Origin of the sequence: Delftia sp. WSY_10, assembly GCF_043104705.1 — a bacterium.
GTDB lineage: Bacteria > Pseudomonadota > Gammaproteobacteria > Burkholderiales > Burkholderiaceae_C > Comamonas > Comamonas tsuruhatensis.
Genome location: NZ_JBICKY010000032.1, coordinates 151,435 through 168,311 on the forward strand (window position 1 = coordinate 151,435; position 16,877 = coordinate 168,311).

Consider the following 16,877-nt stretch of genomic DNA (forward strand, 5'->3'; position numbering starts at 1 on the left):
GTTGAGTCACACAGGCCCCGCGCCTTCAAGGGCAGTGGCCCGCAACAGGCCGCCGGGGGGCACTCCGACAGAGCGCAACAATTGTTTCACACACAAGCGCCCTGGTCTTATCAGCTCAATCCGATCTTTGCGACAGTGCCCAGGCCACATGCTCGCGCACCATGGCGTCGGGATGTTCGGCGCGGCTGGCCAGCGCCTGGCGCAGTGCCGTATCGCCGGTTTCACGCCAGGCGTTTCCCAGCGCCACGGCCACGTTGCGCAGCCAGCGCGCATGGCCTATGCGCCGGATGGGACTGCCTTCGGTCAGGCGCAGGAAGGTCGCCTCGTCCCAGGCAAAGAAGTGCACCAGCTGCCCGCCAGCCAGGATCTCGCGCGCATCGAAATCAGGCAGGCGGCTGGGCTGGGCAAACTTGTTCCAGGGGCAGGCCAGCTGGCAGTCGTCGCAGCCATAGATGCGATTGGCCATCAGCGGCCGCAACTCCTCGGGAATGGCGCCCGCATGCTCGATGGTCAGGTAGGAGATGCAGCGCCGCGCATCCACCCGGTGCGGCGCCACGATGGCGCCCGTGGGGCAGGCCGTGATGCAGGCTGCGCAGCTGCCGCAGTGCGCGGTCACGGGCGCCGTGGGCTCCAGCGCCAGGTCCACATAGATCTCGCCCAGGAAGAACATGGAGCCTGCCTCGCGGTTGAGCACCAGCGTGTGCTTGCCACGCCAGCCCTGGCCGCTGCGCCGGGCCAGCTCGGCCTCCAGCACGGGAGCGGAATCGGTGAAGGCGCGGTGGCCGAAGGGGCCGACCTCCTGGGCGATGCGCTCTGCCAGCTTCTGCAGCCGGTTGCGCAGCACCTTGTGGTAGTCACGGCCCCGGGCATAGACGGAGACGATGCCCTCGGCGGGCCGCTGCAGCCTCTCCCACTCCATGGCCTGCCAGGCGCCGGGCGCGTCGGCGGGCGTGTCGCGCGGCAGGTAGTCCATGCGGGCCGTGATCACGCTCACGGTGCCTGGCACCAGCTCGGCAGGCCGCGCGCGGCGCAGTCCGTGGGCCTGCATATAGTCCATCTCGCCATGGAACCCCTGGGCCAGCCACTGCATCAAACCCGGCTCCGCAGACGACAAATCCACGCCAGCCACGCCAATTTGGGAAAATCCCAGTTCGCGGGCCCAGCCTTGCATCAAAGGAACCAATTGACTGCTGCACAACATACTCCCTCGATTGTAGAAAGCGCCCGGCCGCAGGATGCGGAAACTGCGGGCCATCGCTGGATATGGGGCAGCGAGGAAGACACGCAGCGGTTTGCGCAGCAGCTCGCGGACCATCCGGCGCTGCGCAATGCCTACGTCACGCTGCACGGCGACCTGGGCGCCGGCAAGACCACGCTGGTGCGGCACTGGCTGCGCGCACTGGGCGTGCAGGGCCGCATCAAAAGCCCCACCTATGCCGTGGTGGAGCCGCACGAGGCGCCGGGCCTGTCCATCTGGCATTTCGACTTCTACCGCTTCGACGATCCGCGCGAGTGGGAGGATGCAGGATTTCGCGATATTTTCGCCAGCCCCGGTCTCAAGCTGGCAGAATGGCCCGAAAAGGCCGCAGCGCTTACGCCTGCGGCAGATATAGCTATTCATATCGAAGCAATCGACGAGACGCAGCGCCAGGTGAGCCTGATCGCCGGCACGCCCGTCGGACGCGCCGTGATCGAAGCACTCAAGGCATGAGCGACGCCCAACCCTTCTCCTATCCGTCCGGCCTGTCGCGCCGCAACCTGCTGCAGGCGGGCTCCATCGTGCTGCTGCTGGGCCGCCAGCACATTGCGCACGGCGCCACCATCGTGGCCGTGCGCGTCTGGCCTGCGCCAGAGTACACGCGCGTGACCATCGAGTCCGACCGGCCGCTGGCTGCCAAGCAGTTCTTCGTGGACCAGCCGCCTCGGCTGGCCGTGGACATCGAAGGCATCGACCTCAATCCCGCGCTGCGCGAGCTGGTCGCCAAGGTGCGCTCCGACGACCCCAACATCGCATCCATCCGCGTGGGCCAGAACTCGCCCAGCGTGGTGCGCCTGGTGATCGATCTCAAGCAGCCCGCCAAGCCCCAGGTCTTCACCCTGCAGCCGGTGGCGGCCTACAAGCACCGGCTGGTGTTCGACCTGTACCCGGCCAAGGCCGTGGACCCGCTGGAAGCGCTGATCAGCGAGCGCCTGCGTGATGCCTCCAGCGACGACACCGCCGTGGCGGCGGCACCTCCACCACCTCCTGCACCCGCAATGCCCCGCCCCCCAGGCGCCGCGGCGCCGGCCCCCGACCCCCTGGGCGACCTGATCGCCCAGCACAGCGGCGGCCCGGGCGGCAAGACGCCTGCGCCGCCGCCTGCCGTGATCGCGCAGGCGCCGGCTCCCGCGGCTGCGCCGCGTCCTCCTGCCCCAGCGCCTGCGCCCGTTCCGGCCCCTGCCCCCATTGCCGCGCCCAACATCGCCACCTCGCGCCAGACCGACCGCATCATCATCGTGGCGCTGGACCCGGGCCACGGCGGCGAGGACCCCGGCGCCACCGGCCCCAGCGGCACGCGCGAGAAGGATGTGGTGCTCAAGATCGCCCACCTGCTGCGCGACCGCATCAACAACACCCGCATCGGCGGCAGCCCCATGCGCGCCTTCATGACGCGCGACGCCGACTTCTTCGTGCCGCTGGCCACCCGCGTCGAGAAAGCCCGGCGCGTTCAGGCCGACCTTTTCATCAGCATCCATGCCGATGCCTTCACCACGCCAGCTGCGCGTGGCGCCAGCGTCTTTGCGCTCAGCGACAAGGGCGCCTCCAGCACGGCCGCGCGCTGGCTGGCCAACAAGGAAAACCAGTCCGACCTCGTGGGCGGGCTGAACATGGGCTCGCAGGACCAGCACGTGCAGCGCATGCTGCTGGACATGAGCACCACGGCCCAGATCAAGGACAGCCTCAAGCTCGGCGGCGCCCTGCTGGGCGAGATCGGCAACATGGCCAAGCTGCACAAGCCGCGCGTGGAGCAGGCCGGCTTTGCCGTGCTCAAGGCGCCCGACATCCCCAGCGTGCTGGTGGAGACCGCCTTCATCAGCAACCCCGAGGAAGAAGCCCGGCTGCGCAGCAGCGCCTACCAGGTGCAGCTGGCCGACGCGCTGATGCGCGGCATCCGCAACTACTTCGCGCACAACCCGCCGCTGGCCCGCAGCCGCTCCGTCTGAGCCGCGAGGGTTGCCACAGGCACGGCGGCATGCCGTCCGCCGCCGCTGTCGGACAGGCAGGACCGGACGCTTCCAAACCGCCCGGCCCCAGCTCGGGCAACTCTCCTACCACGGCCGCAGGCCGTGAATGAGAGCATGCCAACATGTTCCACACAATGCTTGCGCCACCATCCATCCGCCGAAGCAACGCAGGCCACGACAGGAGATGAACATGAAGACACGCCTTTATTCCATTGCCGCCGCTGCCGCCATTGCCTTGTTCTCTGCCGGCTGTTCCACCAACCCCAGCAACGCCCAGATCGGTACCGGCGTCGGCGCCGTGGCCGGTGGTGTGGTGGGTGACGCGCTGTTCGGCAGCACGCTGGGCACCGTGGGCGGCGCAGCCGCCGGCGCACTCATCGGCAACGAGGTGGGCAAGCGCAACGACCGCCGCTGACCCCTGCCGCCGCCGTTCGGCCACTGAACGAAAAAGCCCCTTGCGCCATCACGGCGCAAGGGGCTTTTTGCTGTGCGCTGAAGGCTCAGGAAGCCGTCTTGGGCGCGCGGCCCGCGCGCCATGCGCCGAAGATGGCGATCAGGCCCGGCACCAGGATCAGGCCCCAGATGATCTTCTCCAGGTTCTCGCGCACCCAGGGCAGGTTGCCGAAGAAATAACCGGCGGCGCTGATGCCGAACACCCAGACAATGGCTCCGCCCACGTTGAACGCCGTGAACTTGCCTCGGTCCATGGCAGCCACACCGGCCACGAAGGGGGCAAAGGTGCGGATGAACGGCATGAAGCGCGCCAGCACGATGGTGATGCCGCCGTAGCGCTCGTAGAACGCATGGGCCTGGTCGAAGGCACGCCGGTTGAACCAGCGCGAATCCTCCCACTGGAACACCTTGGGCCCTATGTAGCGGCCTATGGTGTAGTTGCACTGGTCGCCCAGCACGGCCGCCACCAGCAGCACGGTGCAGGCGATCGAATAGTCCATCAGCCCCACGCCGCACAGCGCGCCGACGATGAACAGCAGCGAGTCGCCGGGCAGAAAGGGCATGACCACCACGCCCGTCTCCACGAAGACGATGAGAAACAGCAGCGCGTACACCCAGGGTCCATAGGCCACGACGAAGGCCTCCAGGTGCTTGTCTATGTGCAGGATGAAGTCGATCAGGAACTGAATGATTTCCAAAAGAAGGTCCTCCGCGGCGGACGCCGCACCGGCCCGTACTGTACTTCGCCGGCATGCCCCCACAGCCGAGCCAGAGCCGATCGCACCGCCGCGCACACCGGCGCTTGCATGGAACTACAAATGCTTGGAATCGCGCCTGTTTTGTTACACAACTTGATAAAACTCTACGAAAAACTCACGAGTGCGTCAGCTTTTTGCAGGCAAAGTCCTTGCATGCCGTCGGCACCGCCGGCCCGGCCTCACCACCATCATCAGGACAAAAGGAAGCAAGCCATGAACAAGACCCTTCGCACCTTCGAGCGCATGACTGAACGCAAGTCGGGCACCACCATGGGCCGCAGCCTGGCCGTCGCCGCCCTTGTGGCCGGCGCGCTGGCCCTGGGCGGCTGCGCCCACCGTCCCAACAACGCGCAGCTGGGCACGGGCGTGGGTGCCGTGGCCGGTGGCGTGCTGGGCAGTGCCCTGTTCGGCACCACGCTGGGAACCGTGGGCGGCGCGGCCGCCGGTGCGCTGGTCGGCAACCAGATGGGCAGCAACAGCGACCGTGCCGGCCGCCGCCGCTGAGGCCGCGCGGCCCCGGCCGCCCTCATCAAAGAGTGCCCCCGGCTCTGGCCTTTGTGGCCGGGGACGCCTCTTGGAGCCGCCTGTGCGGCTCCTTTTTTTGCGCGTGCCCAAGGCACTCCGACCCCATTCCCACAGGCCTCAAGCGGTGGATGCGAGCCCCTAGAATTGCCCTGTGAACGCATCCACCCCCTCCCCCGACACCCTTCCCCGCCGCCCCATCCGCGACCTGCCCGACGAGCTGATCAGCCAGATCGCGGCCGGCGAAGTCGTCGAGCGTCCTGCCTCGGTGGTGCGCGAACTCGTGGACAACGCCCTGGATGCCGGTGCCCGCCAGATCAACGTGCGGCTGCTGGCCGGCGGCGTGCGGCTGATCTCGGTGGAGGACGACGGCGGCGGCATCCCGCGCGATGAGCTGCCCGTGGCATTGCGCCGCCATGCCACCAGCAAGATCACCGATCTGCACGACCTGGAGACCGTGGCCACCATGGGCTTTCGCGGCGAGGCGCTGGCGGCCATCTGCTCGGTGTCGGAGGCGTCCATTCTCTCGCGCCCTGCGGGCCAGGACTCGGCCTATCTGCTCGACGCGCGCAGCGGCGAGCTGCGCCCCGCCGCGCGCAACCAGGGCACGACGGTCGAGGTCAAGGAGCTGTTCTTCTCCACGCCGGCCCGCCGCAAATTCCTCAAGAGCGATGCCACGGAGCTGGCCCACTGCATAGAGTCCGTGCGCCGCCATGCCCTGGCCCGGCCCGACGTGGGCTTTGCCATCTGGCACGAAGGCAAGCTGGTCGAGCAGTGGCGTGCCGCCGGCAGCATGTCGGATGAAGCCCTTGCGCGCCGCCTGGGCGATGTGCTGGGCGACGCCTTCGTGCAGAACTCCGTGACCGTGGAGCACTGGTCGGGCGCCGTCCATGTCACGGGCCGCGCGGGCATTCCCGATGCGGCGCGCTCCCGGCCCGACCACCAGTTCTGCTACGTCAATGGCCGCTTCGTGCGCGACAAGGTGCTGACCCACGCCTCGCGCAGCGCCTACGAGGATGTGCTGCACGGCCACAAGCAGCCCGTGTATGCGCTGTATGTGGAGATCGACCCCGCGCGCGTGGACGTGAACGTGCACCCCACCAAGATCGAAGTACGCTTTCGCGACAGCCGCGAGGTGCACCAGGCCGTGCGCCACGCCATAGAGAACGCGCTGGCCGCACCGCGTGCCGCCGCAGCAGCCGCTGCGGCTGCCGAAGAGGCCGCGCGCACGCCCGAGCTTGCGCCCACCGCTGCGGCAGCGCCGGCCACGGCGCCCAAGGCATCCATGCCCGCCTGGCCCCAGGCCCGCATGAGCTTTGGCGATGAGCAAGGCGGCCACAAGGTCAGCAATATGGCGGGGCTGTGGGCCCCCATGCGCGAGGCCGCAGCCGCAACGGTTGCAAGTCCGGCCCAGGCCTTGGCCGCCGAGCAGCCAGCCGTGCTCGCTGTACCCGCTGTGCCCACTGCTGCCCTGGCCCCCGTCAGCTACGCGCCCCCGGCTTACGCGCCGGCCGTCCAGTCCCCGACTGTTGCCGTTGCCGAGCCTGCTCCTGCGGATTTCTCTGCGCCCCGCACATCATCCGCAGCGGCCCCGGCAGCGTCCGACGAGCCCGTCTGGCCCCTGGGCCGCGCCGTCGCCCAGATCCACGGCGTGTACATACTGGCCGAGAACGCCCAGGGCATGGTCGTGGTGGACATGCATGCGGCGCACGAGCGCATCGTCTACGAGCAGCTCAAGAATGCCGTCAATGCGGCAGAACAGATCCCCAGCCAGCCGCTGCTGATTCCCGCCACCTTCGCCGCCACGCCCGAGGAAGTGGCCACGGCCGAGGCCCATGGCGACACGCTGCAGGCGCTGGGCATGGAAGTCTCGCCCTTCTCTCCCAAGACCCTGGCCGTGCGTGCCGTGCCCGCCACCCTGGCCCAGGGCGATGCCGTGGAGCTGGCGCGCAGCGTGCTGGCCGAGCTGGCCCAACACGACGCCAGCACCGTGGTGCAGCGCGCGCGCAATGAGATCCTGGCCACCATGGCCTGCCACGGCGCCGTGCGCGCCAACCGCCGCCTGACGCTGGACGAGATGAACGCCCTGCTGCGCCAGATGGAAGTCACCGAGCGCTCCGACCAATGCAACCATGGCCGCCCCACCTGGCGGCAGATGAGCATGAAGGAACTGGACGCGCTGTTCCTGCGCGGTCGCTGAACCTGCGAGGCTGCCGCCAGCGCCGTCAGAGCCGTCTACACCGTCAGTCGCGCATGTTCGCGAAGGCCGCCAGCTGCTCGTATTTGCGGTCTTCCTCGGCGATCAGGCGCGCCAGGTCCTCGCGGCCCGAGGCCGGCACCATGCCGGCATCTTCCAGGCGCTTGCGCACGGCGGGCTCGGCCAGCGCCTCCTGAAGGGCCGCCGTGATGTGCTGCGCGGTGGCGGCGGGCAGCCCGCGCGGCGCCATCAGCGCAAACCAGCCCACCAATTCATAACCGCGCAGCGGCGCCAGCTCGGCCATGGCCGGAACCTGGGGCAAGGCGGACAGGCGCTGCGCGCTGGTGACCGCCAGGGGCACGATGCGCCCGCTCTGCAAAAACGGTTGCGCCGCCGTGGGCGAGAGCATGGCCAGGTCCAGGCTGCCGCCCGCCAGGTCGCTGGTCAACGGCGCCACGCCGCGGTAGGGCACATGGGTGATGGAAACACCGGCGCGCTGCTTGAACAGCTCTCCCGCGAAATGCAGGGTCGATCCCACGCCCGAGCTGCCGTAGCTGAGCTTGCCGGGCTGGCGGCGCGCCAGCTCCAGCAAGTCGGCCAGGGTCTTCACGCCCAGGCCCGGGCGTGCGGCCAGGATCAGCGGGCCGGTGGCCACCAGGCCCAGCGGCGTGAAATCGCGGCGGCCGTCGTAGCGCTGCGCGGGGTTGACGATGCGCGTGGCCACCAGCTCGTTGCTGGCCCCCACCAGCAGCGTGTAGCCATCGGCCGGTGCCGAGGTCACGCGCTGTGCCGCAATGGCACCCGCCGCCCCGCCCACGTTGTCCACCACCACCGTGCCGCGCAGCCGCGCGGCCAGCGCATCGCCCACCACGCGCGCCGCCAGGTCCACCGATCCACCGGCCGGGTATCCGACGACCAGCTTCAAGGGCTTGGCAGGAAAGCTGCCCTGAGCAGCGGCCGGCAGGACCAGCCCCAGCGCGGCCGCGCCCAGGAGGCTGCGGCGGCTCAGGACCTGGCGGGCCTCGGAGAAGAGAGGAAATGCAGTGCGCATGGTGGCAATCGCAGGTGAAGTCGTGAAAGGAATCCGGTGCGGGCGCAGCGCCTCAGGCGGCGGACAGAAAGCGCCGGGCCAGCTTCACCCAGTAGGTGGCGGCCAACGGCAGGATGCGGTCGTTGAAGTCGTAGCCGGGGTTGTGGACCATGCAGCCGCCCGTGCCATGGGTGTCGCCCACGCCGTTGCCCACGATCAGATAGCTGCCCGGGCATTGTTCGAGCATGAAGGAGAAGTCCTCGCTGCCCGTCAGCGGCTGCAGGCCGGGGATCAGCGCCTGCTCGCCCAGCCAGTCGCGCGCCACCTCGCGGGCGAAGGCCGTGCTGGCCGCATCGTTGACCAGGGCCGGATAGCGCCAGCGGTAGTCCACCACGGCCTCGGCCCCCAGCGTGGCGGCCTGGGCATGGGCCAGCGCGGTGATGCGTTCGCGCAGCAGGGAACGCACCTCGGGCCGGTAGGCGCGCACGGACAGGCGCAGCTCCACCTCGCCAGGGATCACGTTGGGCGCATCGCCGCCATGGATGGCGCCCACGCTGACCACGGCCATGTCGCGCGGATCGACATTGCGCGAGACCACGGTCTGCAGCGCCAGCACCAGGTGGGCCGCCGCCACCACCGGGTCGGCCGACAGGTGGGGCGCCGAGCCATGGCCGCCCTTGCCGCGCACGGTGATGATCACCGTGTCCGACGAGGCCATGAACGAGCCCTCGCGAAAGCCGAACTGCCCCTCGGCAAAGCCCGGCATGTTGTGCAGCGCAAAGATGGCATCGCAGGGGAAGCGCTCGAACAGGCCGTCCTCAACCATCTTGCGGCCGCCGCCCAGGCCCTCCTCGGCCGGCTGGAAGATCAGGTGCAGCGTGCCGTCGAAGCCGCGTGCCTGGGCCAGCTCGCGCGCGGCGGCCAGCAGGATGGCGGTATGGCCGTCGTGCCCGCAGGCATGCATGCGGCCCGCATGGCGGCTGGCGTAGGGCAGGCCGGTCTGCTCGTGGATGGGCAGCGCATCCATGTCGGCGCGCAGGCCCAGCCGGCGCGTGCCCGAACCGCAGCGCAGCGTGCCGACCACGCCCGTGCCTCCCAGCCCTCGATGCACTTCATAGCCCCAGGAGGCCAGGCGCTCGGCCACCAAGTCGCTGGTGGCGAACTCCTCGAAGGCCAGTTCGGGATGAGCATGCAGGTGATGGCGCAGGGCCACCATCTCGGCCTGCGTGGCACGAATGCCGGCAAGCACCGGATCGGCGGCTTCGGCCGTGGTGGAAACGGGCGGGTCAATGTTCATGCCCGCAGTCTAGGAAGCGTGGGCAGCGGGCGGAAGACCGCCAGCGCCTGCCCTGCCAGGCATTGCCTGTCATCCCCCGGCATGCGCCGATCACAGCAATGGCAGGGATGGCGGCCATGGCACGAAACCTGCAAGATCGGCCCATGAATTCCCAGCCCCACCTCGATGCCGGTCCCGCCATGAAGCTGCACCAGATGCGCTACCTCGTCGCCGTGGCCGGCTGCGGCAGCGTGCGCGCCGCGTCACGCGCGCTGGGCATCACCCAGTCGGCCATCACCCAGGCCCTGCGCGAGCTGGAGGAAGGCCACCGCCTTGCGCTGTTCGAGCGCCAGAGCAGCGGCATCGTCCTCACGCCGGCCGGGCGCACGCTGCTGCGCCATGCCCAGCTGATCACCGGGCAGATGGCCCAGGCCGAGGATGAAATGGCCCGCCTGCGCGACACCTGCGCCGTGGCGCGCCTGTCCGTGGGCGTGACGCCCTGGGTGGGCCAGAGCCTGCTGCCCCATGTGCTGCGCGCCTTCCGCGCCGAACTGCCCCAGGTGCGGCTGGAGCTGTTCGAGGGCCTGTCGGCCGTGGCCCATCCGCGCCTGCGCGAAGGCACGCTGGACCTGCTGATCGGCCGCGTGCCCTCGGGCCCCTCGGGCGGCGACCTGCATGGCACGCCGCTGTTCCGCTACGACGCCACCGTCGTGGCCCGCACGGGCCATCCGCTGGCAGGCGCCCGCTCGCTGGCCGAGCTGATGGACTGCGACTGGCTGCTCAACTACACGCCGCCTGAAGAAGACGACCTGGTGCGGCGCCTGTTCCTGCGCCACGGCCTGCCCGTGCCCGTGGGCCACATCCACCTGGTGCATTCGGCATCACTGCTGCTGCACCTGATCGCGCACAGCGACATGCTCTCGTTCTGCCCCTGGCCGCTGATCGAATCGGGCGTGCCCCAGGGCACCCTGGTGCCGCTGTCCCTGCGCGAGCAGTTCGAGCCCCACACGGTGGGCGTGGTCCAGCGCGGCCACGGCCCCCTGCCCTGGGTGGCCGAGCGCTTCGTGCACCACCTCATGGAGCAGGTCCACGCCTGCCGCCACAGCCCAGACCCGGTGCTGCAGCGCGTGTTCCGCTCCATTGACGTGCTGGCCTGAGGGTGCCTCAGCGCAACGTGGCCTGGGCCACCGGCACGTTCGCCGATTCGCCGGCCGGCACGTCAGCCGGCACATCCCAGCCCCCGCCCAGCGCGCGGATCAGGCCCACGGCGGCCTGGTACTGCGCAGACTTCACCTGCAGTGCCTGGCGGCGGTTGCGCAGCTCGCTGCGGCGCGCATCCAGCAGGTCCAGCTGGCTGACGTAGCCGTTGCGGTAGCGCGTGTCCGACAGGCTGGTGGCGCGCTGGGCGGCCACCACGGCCTGGCCCTGCACGGTGGACTGCTCCTGCAGGATGCGGATGGAAGACAGCTGGTCCTCCACCTCCTGGAAGGCCACCAGCGCCTGCTGGCGGTAGGCGGCCAGCGCGGCATCGAGCTGCGCGCCTGCGGCCTGCACGCCGGCCTCGCGCCGGCCGCCGTCGAACAGCGGCAGCGACAGCAGGGCGCCCACGCCCCAGGAGCGCATGGACCACTTGAACAGGTCACCGACCTCGGGCGAGGCGTGGCCGGCCGCGCCGGTCAGCGAGATGCTGGGGAACCATGCCGTCTTCGCCACGCCCACGCGCGACTGCGCGGCGAACACGGCGCGCTGGGCGGCCGAGATGTCGGGCCGGCGCATGAGCACCGTGGCCGGCACTCCGGCGGGAATAGAAGGCAGTGCCGTGGTCCAGGCGCCTTCGCCCAGGCCGAAGCGCGAGGCCGAGTCGCCCACCAGCACGGCCAGCGCATGCTCGACCTGGGCGCGCTGGCGGTCCAGCGCCAGCGCGTCCGATTCGGTGGCCGACAGCTCGGCCTGGATGCGCGCCACGTCCAGCTCGGCAATGTCGCCGGCCTGCAGCCGCCGCTCCGACAGGCGCAGCGTGTCGCGGTAGGCCTCCACGGTCTCGCGCATCAGGGCGCGCTCGGCGTCCAGCGCGCGCAGCTGCAGATAGGTCTGCGCGACCTCGGCCTGCACGGCCAGCCGCGTGCTTTGCAGCAGGGCCTCGCGGCCCTCGGCGTCCAGCCGCGATGCGTCGGCCGCCTGGGAAATGCGGCCGAACAGATCGACCTCATAGGACAGGTTCAGCCCCGCATTGACCAGGGTGGCAGGCCGCGTGCCCGAGGCCTTGTCCAGCCCCGCGCCGCGCGTGGCCCCTGCGCCCAGGCCCAGTTGGGGCAGGCGCTCGGCATTGGCGCTGCGCGCCAGGGCGCGGGCCTCGGCCAGGCGTGCGGCCGCGGCCTGGATGCTCTGGTTGTCCAGCGTGGCCTTGTCCACCAGCGCGTCCAGCGCCGGATCGGCAAAGGCCAGCCACCATTGGCCGCGTGCCTGGGCTTCGGCGGGCAGGGCCTGGGTCCAGCCCGCCTGCGGCGCGGCGCCCTGCTCCTTGAAGGCGGGGGCGGCCGGCAGCTCGGGCAGGCTCTGGGACACGCTGGCGCAGCCGGCCAGGGCCAGCGCCGCCACCAGGGGCAGCAGACGCCTGGACAGTTTCGAAAGCGATGGGATCTTCATGATCGGTTCCTGTTCTTGTGGTGTGGGCTCATTCATGCTCGCCACGCGCAGCAGAGGGCATGGGCAGCGCGCCGCCACCCGAGGCATGGCCGTGGGCGGGTGCCTGTGCAGGGGCCTCTTGCTCCATCTCGGGCCCATGCTGCTTGAGCGGCCGGTTGCCTGCCAGGCGGCGCATCAGCACGTAGAACACGGGCGTCAGGAACAGGCCGAAGGCCGTCACCCCGATCATTCCCGAGAACACGGCCACGCCCATGGCGCGGCGCATTTCAGAGCCCGCGCCTGTGGACAGCACCAGGGGCAGCACGCCCATGACGAAGGCCAGCGAGGTCATCAGGATGGGGCGCAGGCGCAGCCGGCTGGCCTCGATGGCGGCCTGTATGGGCGTGCGGCCCTCGAACTCCAGCTCCCGTGCGAACTCCACGATCAGGATGGCGTTCTTCGCACTCAGCCCCACCAGCACGATGAGCCCGATCTGCGTGAAGACATTGCTGTCGCCGCCCGACAGCCAGACGCCGGTCATGGCCGCCAGCAGGCCCATGGGAACGATCAGGATGATGGCAATCGGCAGGGTCAGGCTTTCGTACTGCGCGGCCAGCACCAGGAACACCAGCAGGATGGCCAGCGGGAACACCAGCACCGCCGAATTGCCGGCCAGGATCTCCTGGTAGGTCAGGTCGGTCCATTCGAAGTCGATGCCCTTGGGCAGGGTCTCGGCCGCGATGCGCTTGATGGCGTCCTGCGCCTGGCCCGAAGAGAAGCCCGGTGCGGCACCGCCGTTGATGTCGGCCGTGAGGTAGCCGTTGTAGCGCATGGCGCGCTCGGGGCCGAAGCTGGAATCCACCTTCATCAGCGCCGACAGCGGAATCATCTCGCCCGAGCTGGAGCGCACCTTGAGCATGCCCACGTCCTCGGCACGCGCGCGGTAGGGCGCGTCGGCCTGCACGCGGACGCTGTAGGTGCGGCCGAACTTGTTGAAGTCGTTCGCATACAGGCTGCCCAGGTAGATCTGCATGGTGTCGAAGATGTCCGTCACCGGCACGCCAAGCTGGCGCGCCTTGGTGCGGTCGATGTCGGCATACAGCTGGGGCACGTTGACCTGCCAGCTGGTGAACATGCCGGTCAGCTCGGGCGTCTGGTAGGCCTTGGCCATGAAGGCCTTCACGGCCGCGTCCATCTGGTCATAGCCCAGGGAGGCGCGGTCTTCCAGCTGCAGCTTGAAGCCGCCCGTCGTGCCCAGGCCCGCCACGGGTGGCGGCGGGAACATGACGATGAAGGCGTCCTGGATGCCTGCGAAGGCCTGGTTGAGCTGGCCGGCCACGGCACCGCCGCTCTGGTCGGCGCGCTTGCGCTCGTCAAAGGGCTTGAGCGTGGCGAAGACGATGCCCGAGTTGGAGCTGTTGGTGAAGCCGTTGATGGACAGGCCCGGGAAGGCGATGGTGTCCTCCACGTTGGGGTTGTCCTTCATGATCTCGCCCATGCGGCGGATCACCTCGTCCGTGCGGTCCAGCGTGGCGCCGTCGGGCAACTGGGCAAAGCCGATCAGGTACTGCTTGTCCTGCGCGGGCACGAAGCCCGAAGGCACAGCCTTGAACAGGCCGAAGGTCACGGCGATCAGCGCCAGGTAGATGGCCAGCATTAGCGCCTTGCGCGAGATCACGCGGCCCACGCCGCCGCTGTAGGCCTCGGAGCCCCGGTGGAACATGCGGTTGAAGCCGCGGAACAGCCAGCCGAAGGCCCGGTCCATGCCGCGCGTCAGCGCGTCCTTGGGCGCATCGTGGCCGCGCAGCAGCAGGGCCGCCAGCGCGGGCGACAGGGTCAGCGAGTTGATGGCCGAGATCACCGTGGAGATGGCGATGGTCACCGCGAACTGCTTGTAGAACTGGCCCGTGAGGCCGCTGATGAAGGCCAGCGGCACGAACACCGCCACCAGCACCAGGGCGATGGCGATGATGGGCCCGGACACTTCGCGCATGGCGCGGTAGGTGGCGTTGCGCGGCGTGAGACCGGCCTCGATGTTGCGCTCCACGTTCTCGACCACGACGATGGCGTCATCCACCACGATGCCGATGGCCAGCACCAGGCCGAACAGGCTCAGCGCGTTGATGGAAAAGCCCAGCAGATGCAGCACGGCAAAGGTGCCGATCACCGACACCGGCACGGCCAGCAGCGGGATGATGGAGGCGCGCCAGGTCTGCAGGAACAGGATCACCACCAGCACCACGAGCACGATGGCCTCCAGCAGCGTGTGCACCACCGATTCGATGGAGGCGCGCACGAACTGCGTGGGGTCGTAGGCGATGCGGTACTCCAGGCCCTCGGGCATGTTCTTGTTCAGGGCCTCCATGGTCTTGCGCACGTTGGCCGAGATCTCCAGCGCATTGGAGCCCGGCGCCTGGAACACGCCCATGCCCACGGCCGGGTCGTTGTTCAGCAGCGAGCGCAGCGAATAGTCGGCCGCGCCCATCTCCAGGCGGCCGATGTCGCGCAGGCGGGTCACGGCGCCGTCGGCGCCGCTCTTGACGATGATGTCGCCGAAGTCCTCCTCGCTTTGCAGGCGGCCCTGGGCGTTGATGGACAACTGCATGTCCACGCCCGGCAGTCCCGGCGAGGCGCCGACCACGCCGGCCGCAGCCTGCACGTTCTGGCCACGGATGGCGGCCACCACATCGCTGGCCGACAGGCCGCGCTGCGCCACCTTCTGCGGGTCCAGCCACACGCGCATGGCGTAGTCGCCACCGCCGAAGATCTGGATCTGGCCCACGCCCTCGATGCGCGCCAGCGGGTCCTTCACGTTCAGCACCGCGTAGTTGCGCAGGTAGTTGATGTCATAGCGCTGGTTGGGCGAGACCAGGTGCACCACCATGGTCAGATCGGGTGCGCTCTTGACCGTGGTGATGCCCAGCCGGCGCACCTCCTCGGGCAGGCGCGGCTCGGCCTGCGAGACGCGGTTTTGCACCATCTGCTGCGCCTTGTCGGGGTCGGTGCCCAGGCGGAAGGTGACGGTCAGCGTCATCACGCCGTCGCTGGTGGCCTGGCTGCCCATGTAGAGCATGCCTTCGACGCCGTTGATCTGCTCTTCCAGCGGCGTGGCCACGGTCTCGGCGATCACCTTGGGATTGGCGCCCGGGTACTGGGCGCGCACCACCACGGATGGCGGCGCGACCTCGGGGTATTCCGAGATCGGCAGCCCGCCCATGGCGATCAGGCCGGCGATCAGCATCAGCAGCGAAAGCACGCCCGCGAAGATCGGCCGGTCAATGAAGAATTTGGATAGGTTCATGGTGTTTGGCTCCGCCACGGCAAAGCGCGGCCCATGCCGCCTGCGGTCAGGCGGCATTTCAGAGGCAGGAAAGGTGTGCGGCTAGATCAGGACTTGGTTGCGTCAGCCACTTGTTCGGCTGCCTGCCGGGTGCCCGGCTGGCGGGCATCGGCCCGCGCATCCATGGACACCTCCTTGGGCGCGACCAGGGCGCCGGGGCGGATGTGCTGCAGTCCGTTGACGACCACGCGTTCGCCGGGCTGCAGGCCCTGGGTCACGTTGCGCAGGCCGTTGACCGAGGCGCCCAGCACCACCTCGCGGTAGACGGCCTTGTTGTCGCCGCCCACCACCATCACGTACTTCTTGCTCTGGTCCGTGCCGATGGCGCGCTCGCTGACCAGCAGCATGCTGCTGTCGCGCGCCTGGCCCATGCGGATGCGGGCGAACTGGCCGGGCATGAGGGCGCCGTCCTTGTTGTCGAAGGCCGCGCGCACGCGCACCGTGCCGCTTCGGGCATCGACCTGGTTGTCGATCAGCTGCAGCCGGCCCTCGAAGGGCGTGCTGCCGGCCGTGGCCGTGCCCATCTGCACGGGAATGCTGTCGATCCTGGCGCGGTTGCCCGCGCCGCCGCCCAGCTCCTTGAGCGCGCGCGTGATGACCTGCTCATCGGCATCGAAGCTCGCATAGATGGGGCTGACCGAGACCAGCGTGGTCAGCACCGGCGCGCCCGGGCCTGCGGCCACCAGGTTGCCCACGGTGATCTCGCGCTTGCCGATGCGGCCCGACACGGGGGCGCGCACCTGGGTGTAGCCCAGGTTCAGCCGCGCCGATTGCAGGGACGCCTGGGCCGCGCGCAGATTGGCCTCGGCCTCGCTGCCTGCGTTGATGCGCTCGTCCAGCTCGCGCTGGGCAATCGCCCGCTCGTCCCACAGGCGGCGTGCGCGCTCCTGCTCGCTGCGTGCATAGGACTGGCGTGCCTGGGCCGAGGCCACCTGGGCTTCGGCACGCTCGACCTCGGCCGCATACGGTGCGGGGTCGATGGTGATCAGCAGATCGCCCTGCTTGACCAGCGCGCCCTCGCGAAAGTGCACGGCCTGCACGGCGCCAGCCACGCGGGAGCGGATGTCCACGCGCTCCACGGCTTCAAGGCGGCCCGAGAACTCGTCCCAGGCGGTGACCTCGCTTTCGGCGACCGTGGCCACCGACACAGGCGTGGCGGCGGGCTGGGCGCTGGCGGGCGCGTCATCGGCCTTGGCATCGAAGCCGTGCAGGCCGAACAGGCCGGCGCTGACGGCGAGGATGGCCGCAGCGGCGGCCGGCAGCTTCCAGCCCTTGCGCTGGGCCGAGGCGGAAGAAGAGGGTGAGGAGGATGAGGTGGATTGGGTGGACATGGTGTTTTTTTGCGTAATTCAGGGAACACGATGCCCGCCCGGCGCCTGAACGCGCCGGGAAGGCGGAATCGAAATGGGAAAACGGGGGCAGCAAGGTTCGCCGGCTGCGGCGGCGCGGGG

The 16,877-nt window shown here is 69.5% G+C and carries 13 protein-coding genes; 6 read left to right on the forward strand and 7 right to left on the reverse strand.

Going from position 1 to position 16,877, the window contains the following annotated elements; translation table 11 throughout:
- Positions 1 to 115 precede the first annotated feature (115 nt).
- Complete coding sequence (queG, locus tag ACF8ML_RS14475) at positions 116 to 1,171, reverse strand: tRNA epoxyqueuosine(34) reductase QueG (protein ID WP_034399415.1); 1,056 nt, start codon at positions 1,169 to 1,171, stop codon at positions 116 to 118.
- A gap of 12 nt (positions 1,172 to 1,183) precedes the next feature.
- On the opposite strand from queG, the gene tsaE reads away from it, so the two are divergent.
- The 3 genes from tsaE (at position 1,184) to ACF8ML_RS14490 (ending at position 3,640) form a co-directional block, all read left to right on the forward strand.
- A complete protein-coding gene (gene tsaE, locus ACF8ML_RS14480) occupies positions 1,184 to 1,711 on the forward strand; it encodes a tRNA (adenosine(37)-N6)-threonylcarbamoyltransferase complex ATPase subunit type 1 TsaE (RefSeq protein WP_016447663.1) in 528 nt (175 codons plus the stop codon).
- On the forward strand, positions 1,708 to 3,204 hold the full coding sequence (locus tag ACF8ML_RS14485; RefSeq protein WP_392407289.1) for an N-acetylmuramoyl-L-alanine amidase: 1,497 nt from the start codon (positions 1,708 to 1,710) through the stop codon (positions 3,202 to 3,204). The genes tsaE and ACF8ML_RS14485 overlap by 4 nt, the downstream gene beginning before the upstream one ends.
- 211 nt (positions 3,205 to 3,415) lie before the next feature.
- Positions 3,416 to 3,640: a glycine zipper domain-containing protein gene (locus ACF8ML_RS14490; RefSeq protein WP_016447665.1), complete on the forward strand. Its 225-nt coding sequence runs from the start codon at positions 3,416 to 3,418 to the stop codon at positions 3,638 to 3,640.
- Between the two features lie 85 nt (positions 3,641 to 3,725).
- Here the strand turns inward: ACF8ML_RS14490 and ACF8ML_RS14495 are convergent, their stop codons facing one another.
- Entirely contained in the window at positions 3,726 to 4,376 is a 651-nt protein-coding gene (locus tag ACF8ML_RS14495) for a DedA family protein (RefSeq protein WP_016447666.1), read from the reverse strand.
- 273 nt (positions 4,377 to 4,649) lie between these two features.
- On the opposite strand from ACF8ML_RS14495, the gene ACF8ML_RS14500 reads away from it, so the two are divergent.
- A complete protein-coding gene (locus ACF8ML_RS14500; protein ID WP_016451238.1) occupies positions 4,650 to 4,940 on the forward strand; it encodes a glycine zipper 2TM domain-containing protein in 291 nt (96 codons plus the stop codon).
- Between the two features lie 172 nt (positions 4,941 to 5,112).
- Positions 5,113 to 7,158, forward strand: coding sequence for a DNA mismatch repair endonuclease MutL (gene mutL, locus ACF8ML_RS14505; protein ID WP_047326656.1), 2,046 nt, complete (start codon positions 5,113 to 5,115; stop codon positions 7,156 to 7,158).
- A gap of 43 nt (positions 7,159 to 7,201) precedes the next feature.
- Here the strand turns inward: mutL and ACF8ML_RS14510 are convergent, their stop codons facing one another.
- Positions 7,202 to 8,206 carry a Bug family tripartite tricarboxylate transporter substrate binding protein gene (locus ACF8ML_RS14510; protein ID WP_392407290.1) on the reverse strand — a complete coding sequence of 335 codons (1,005 nt, stop codon included), beginning with the start codon at positions 8,204 to 8,206 and terminating at the stop codon, positions 7,202 to 7,204.
- Positions 8,207 to 8,258: 52 nt separating this feature from the next.
- The gene (locus ACF8ML_RS14515) at positions 8,259 to 9,482 is read right to left on the reverse strand and encodes a M20 aminoacylase family protein (RefSeq protein ID WP_160852141.1); all 1,224 of its coding nucleotides are present in this window, start codon (positions 9,480 to 9,482) and stop codon (positions 8,259 to 8,261) included.
- Between the two features lie 116 nt (positions 9,483 to 9,598).
- On the opposite strand from ACF8ML_RS14515, the gene ACF8ML_RS14520 reads away from it, so the two are divergent.
- A complete protein-coding gene (locus tag ACF8ML_RS14520; RefSeq protein WP_026062125.1) occupies positions 9,599 to 10,618 on the forward strand; it encodes a LysR substrate-binding domain-containing protein in 1,020 nt (339 codons plus the stop codon).
- Positions 10,619 to 10,625: 7 nt separating this feature from the next.
- Here ACF8ML_RS14520 and ACF8ML_RS14525 read toward each other — a convergent pair whose 3' ends face one another.
- The 3 genes from ACF8ML_RS14525 to ACF8ML_RS14535 all read right to left on the reverse strand — a co-directional run bounded on the left by ACF8ML_RS14525 (position 10,626) and on the right by ACF8ML_RS14535 (position 16,757).
- On the reverse strand, positions 10,626 to 12,107 hold the full coding sequence (locus ACF8ML_RS14525) for an efflux transporter outer membrane subunit (RefSeq protein WP_047326653.1): 1,482 nt from the start codon (positions 12,105 to 12,107) through the stop codon (positions 10,626 to 10,628).
- A gap of 28 nt (positions 12,108 to 12,135) precedes the next feature.
- Positions 12,136 to 15,387 carry an efflux RND transporter permease subunit gene (locus tag ACF8ML_RS14530; protein ID WP_016451232.1) on the reverse strand — a complete coding sequence of 1,084 codons (3,252 nt, stop codon included), beginning with the start codon at positions 15,385 to 15,387 and terminating at the stop codon, positions 12,136 to 12,138.
- 86 nt (positions 15,388 to 15,473) lie between these two features.
- Positions 15,474 to 16,757: an efflux RND transporter periplasmic adaptor subunit gene (locus ACF8ML_RS14535; protein WP_016447674.1), complete on the reverse strand. Its 1,284-nt coding sequence runs from the start codon at positions 16,755 to 16,757 to the stop codon at positions 15,474 to 15,476.
- Positions 16,758 to 16,877 lie beyond the last annotated feature (120 nt).

Bases quoted from the DNA above. Each gene is read 5' to 3' on its own strand.
- ACF8ML_RS14490 (WP_016447665.1), top strand. From the start codon at position 3,416: ATGAAGACACGCCTTTATTCCATTGCCGCCGCTGCCGCCATTGCCTTG.
- queG (WP_034399415.1), bottom strand. From the start codon at position 1,171: ATGCAAGGCTGGGCCCGCGAACTGGGATTTTCCCAAATTGGCGTGGCT.
- ACF8ML_RS14515 (WP_160852141.1), bottom strand. From the start codon at position 9,482: ATGAACATTGACCCGCCCGTTTCCACCACGGCCGAAGCCGCCGATCCG.
- ACF8ML_RS14535 (WP_016447674.1), bottom strand. From the start codon at position 16,757: ATGTCCACCCAATCCACCTCATCCTCCTCACCCTCTTCTTCCGCCTCG.
- ACF8ML_RS14525 (WP_047326653.1), bottom strand. From the start codon at position 12,107: ATGAAGATCCCATCGCTTTCGAAACTGTCCAGGCGTCTGCTGCCCCTG.
- ACF8ML_RS14500 (WP_016451238.1), top strand. From the start codon at position 4,650: ATGAACAAGACCCTTCGCACCTTCGAGCGCATGACTGAACGCAAGTCG.
- ACF8ML_RS14520 (WP_026062125.1), top strand. From the start codon at position 9,599: ATGGCACGAAACCTGCAAGATCGGCCCATGAATTCCCAGCCCCACCTC.
- ACF8ML_RS14510 (WP_392407290.1), bottom strand. From the start codon at position 8,206: ATGCGCACTGCATTTCCTCTCTTCTCCGAGGCCCGCCAGGTCCTGAGC.
- ACF8ML_RS14530 (WP_016451232.1), bottom strand. From the start codon at position 15,387: ATGAACCTATCCAAATTCTTCATTGACCGGCCGATCTTCGCGGGCGTG.
- ACF8ML_RS14485 (WP_392407289.1), top strand. From the start codon at position 1,708: ATGAGCGACGCCCAACCCTTCTCCTATCCGTCCGGCCTGTCGCGCCGC.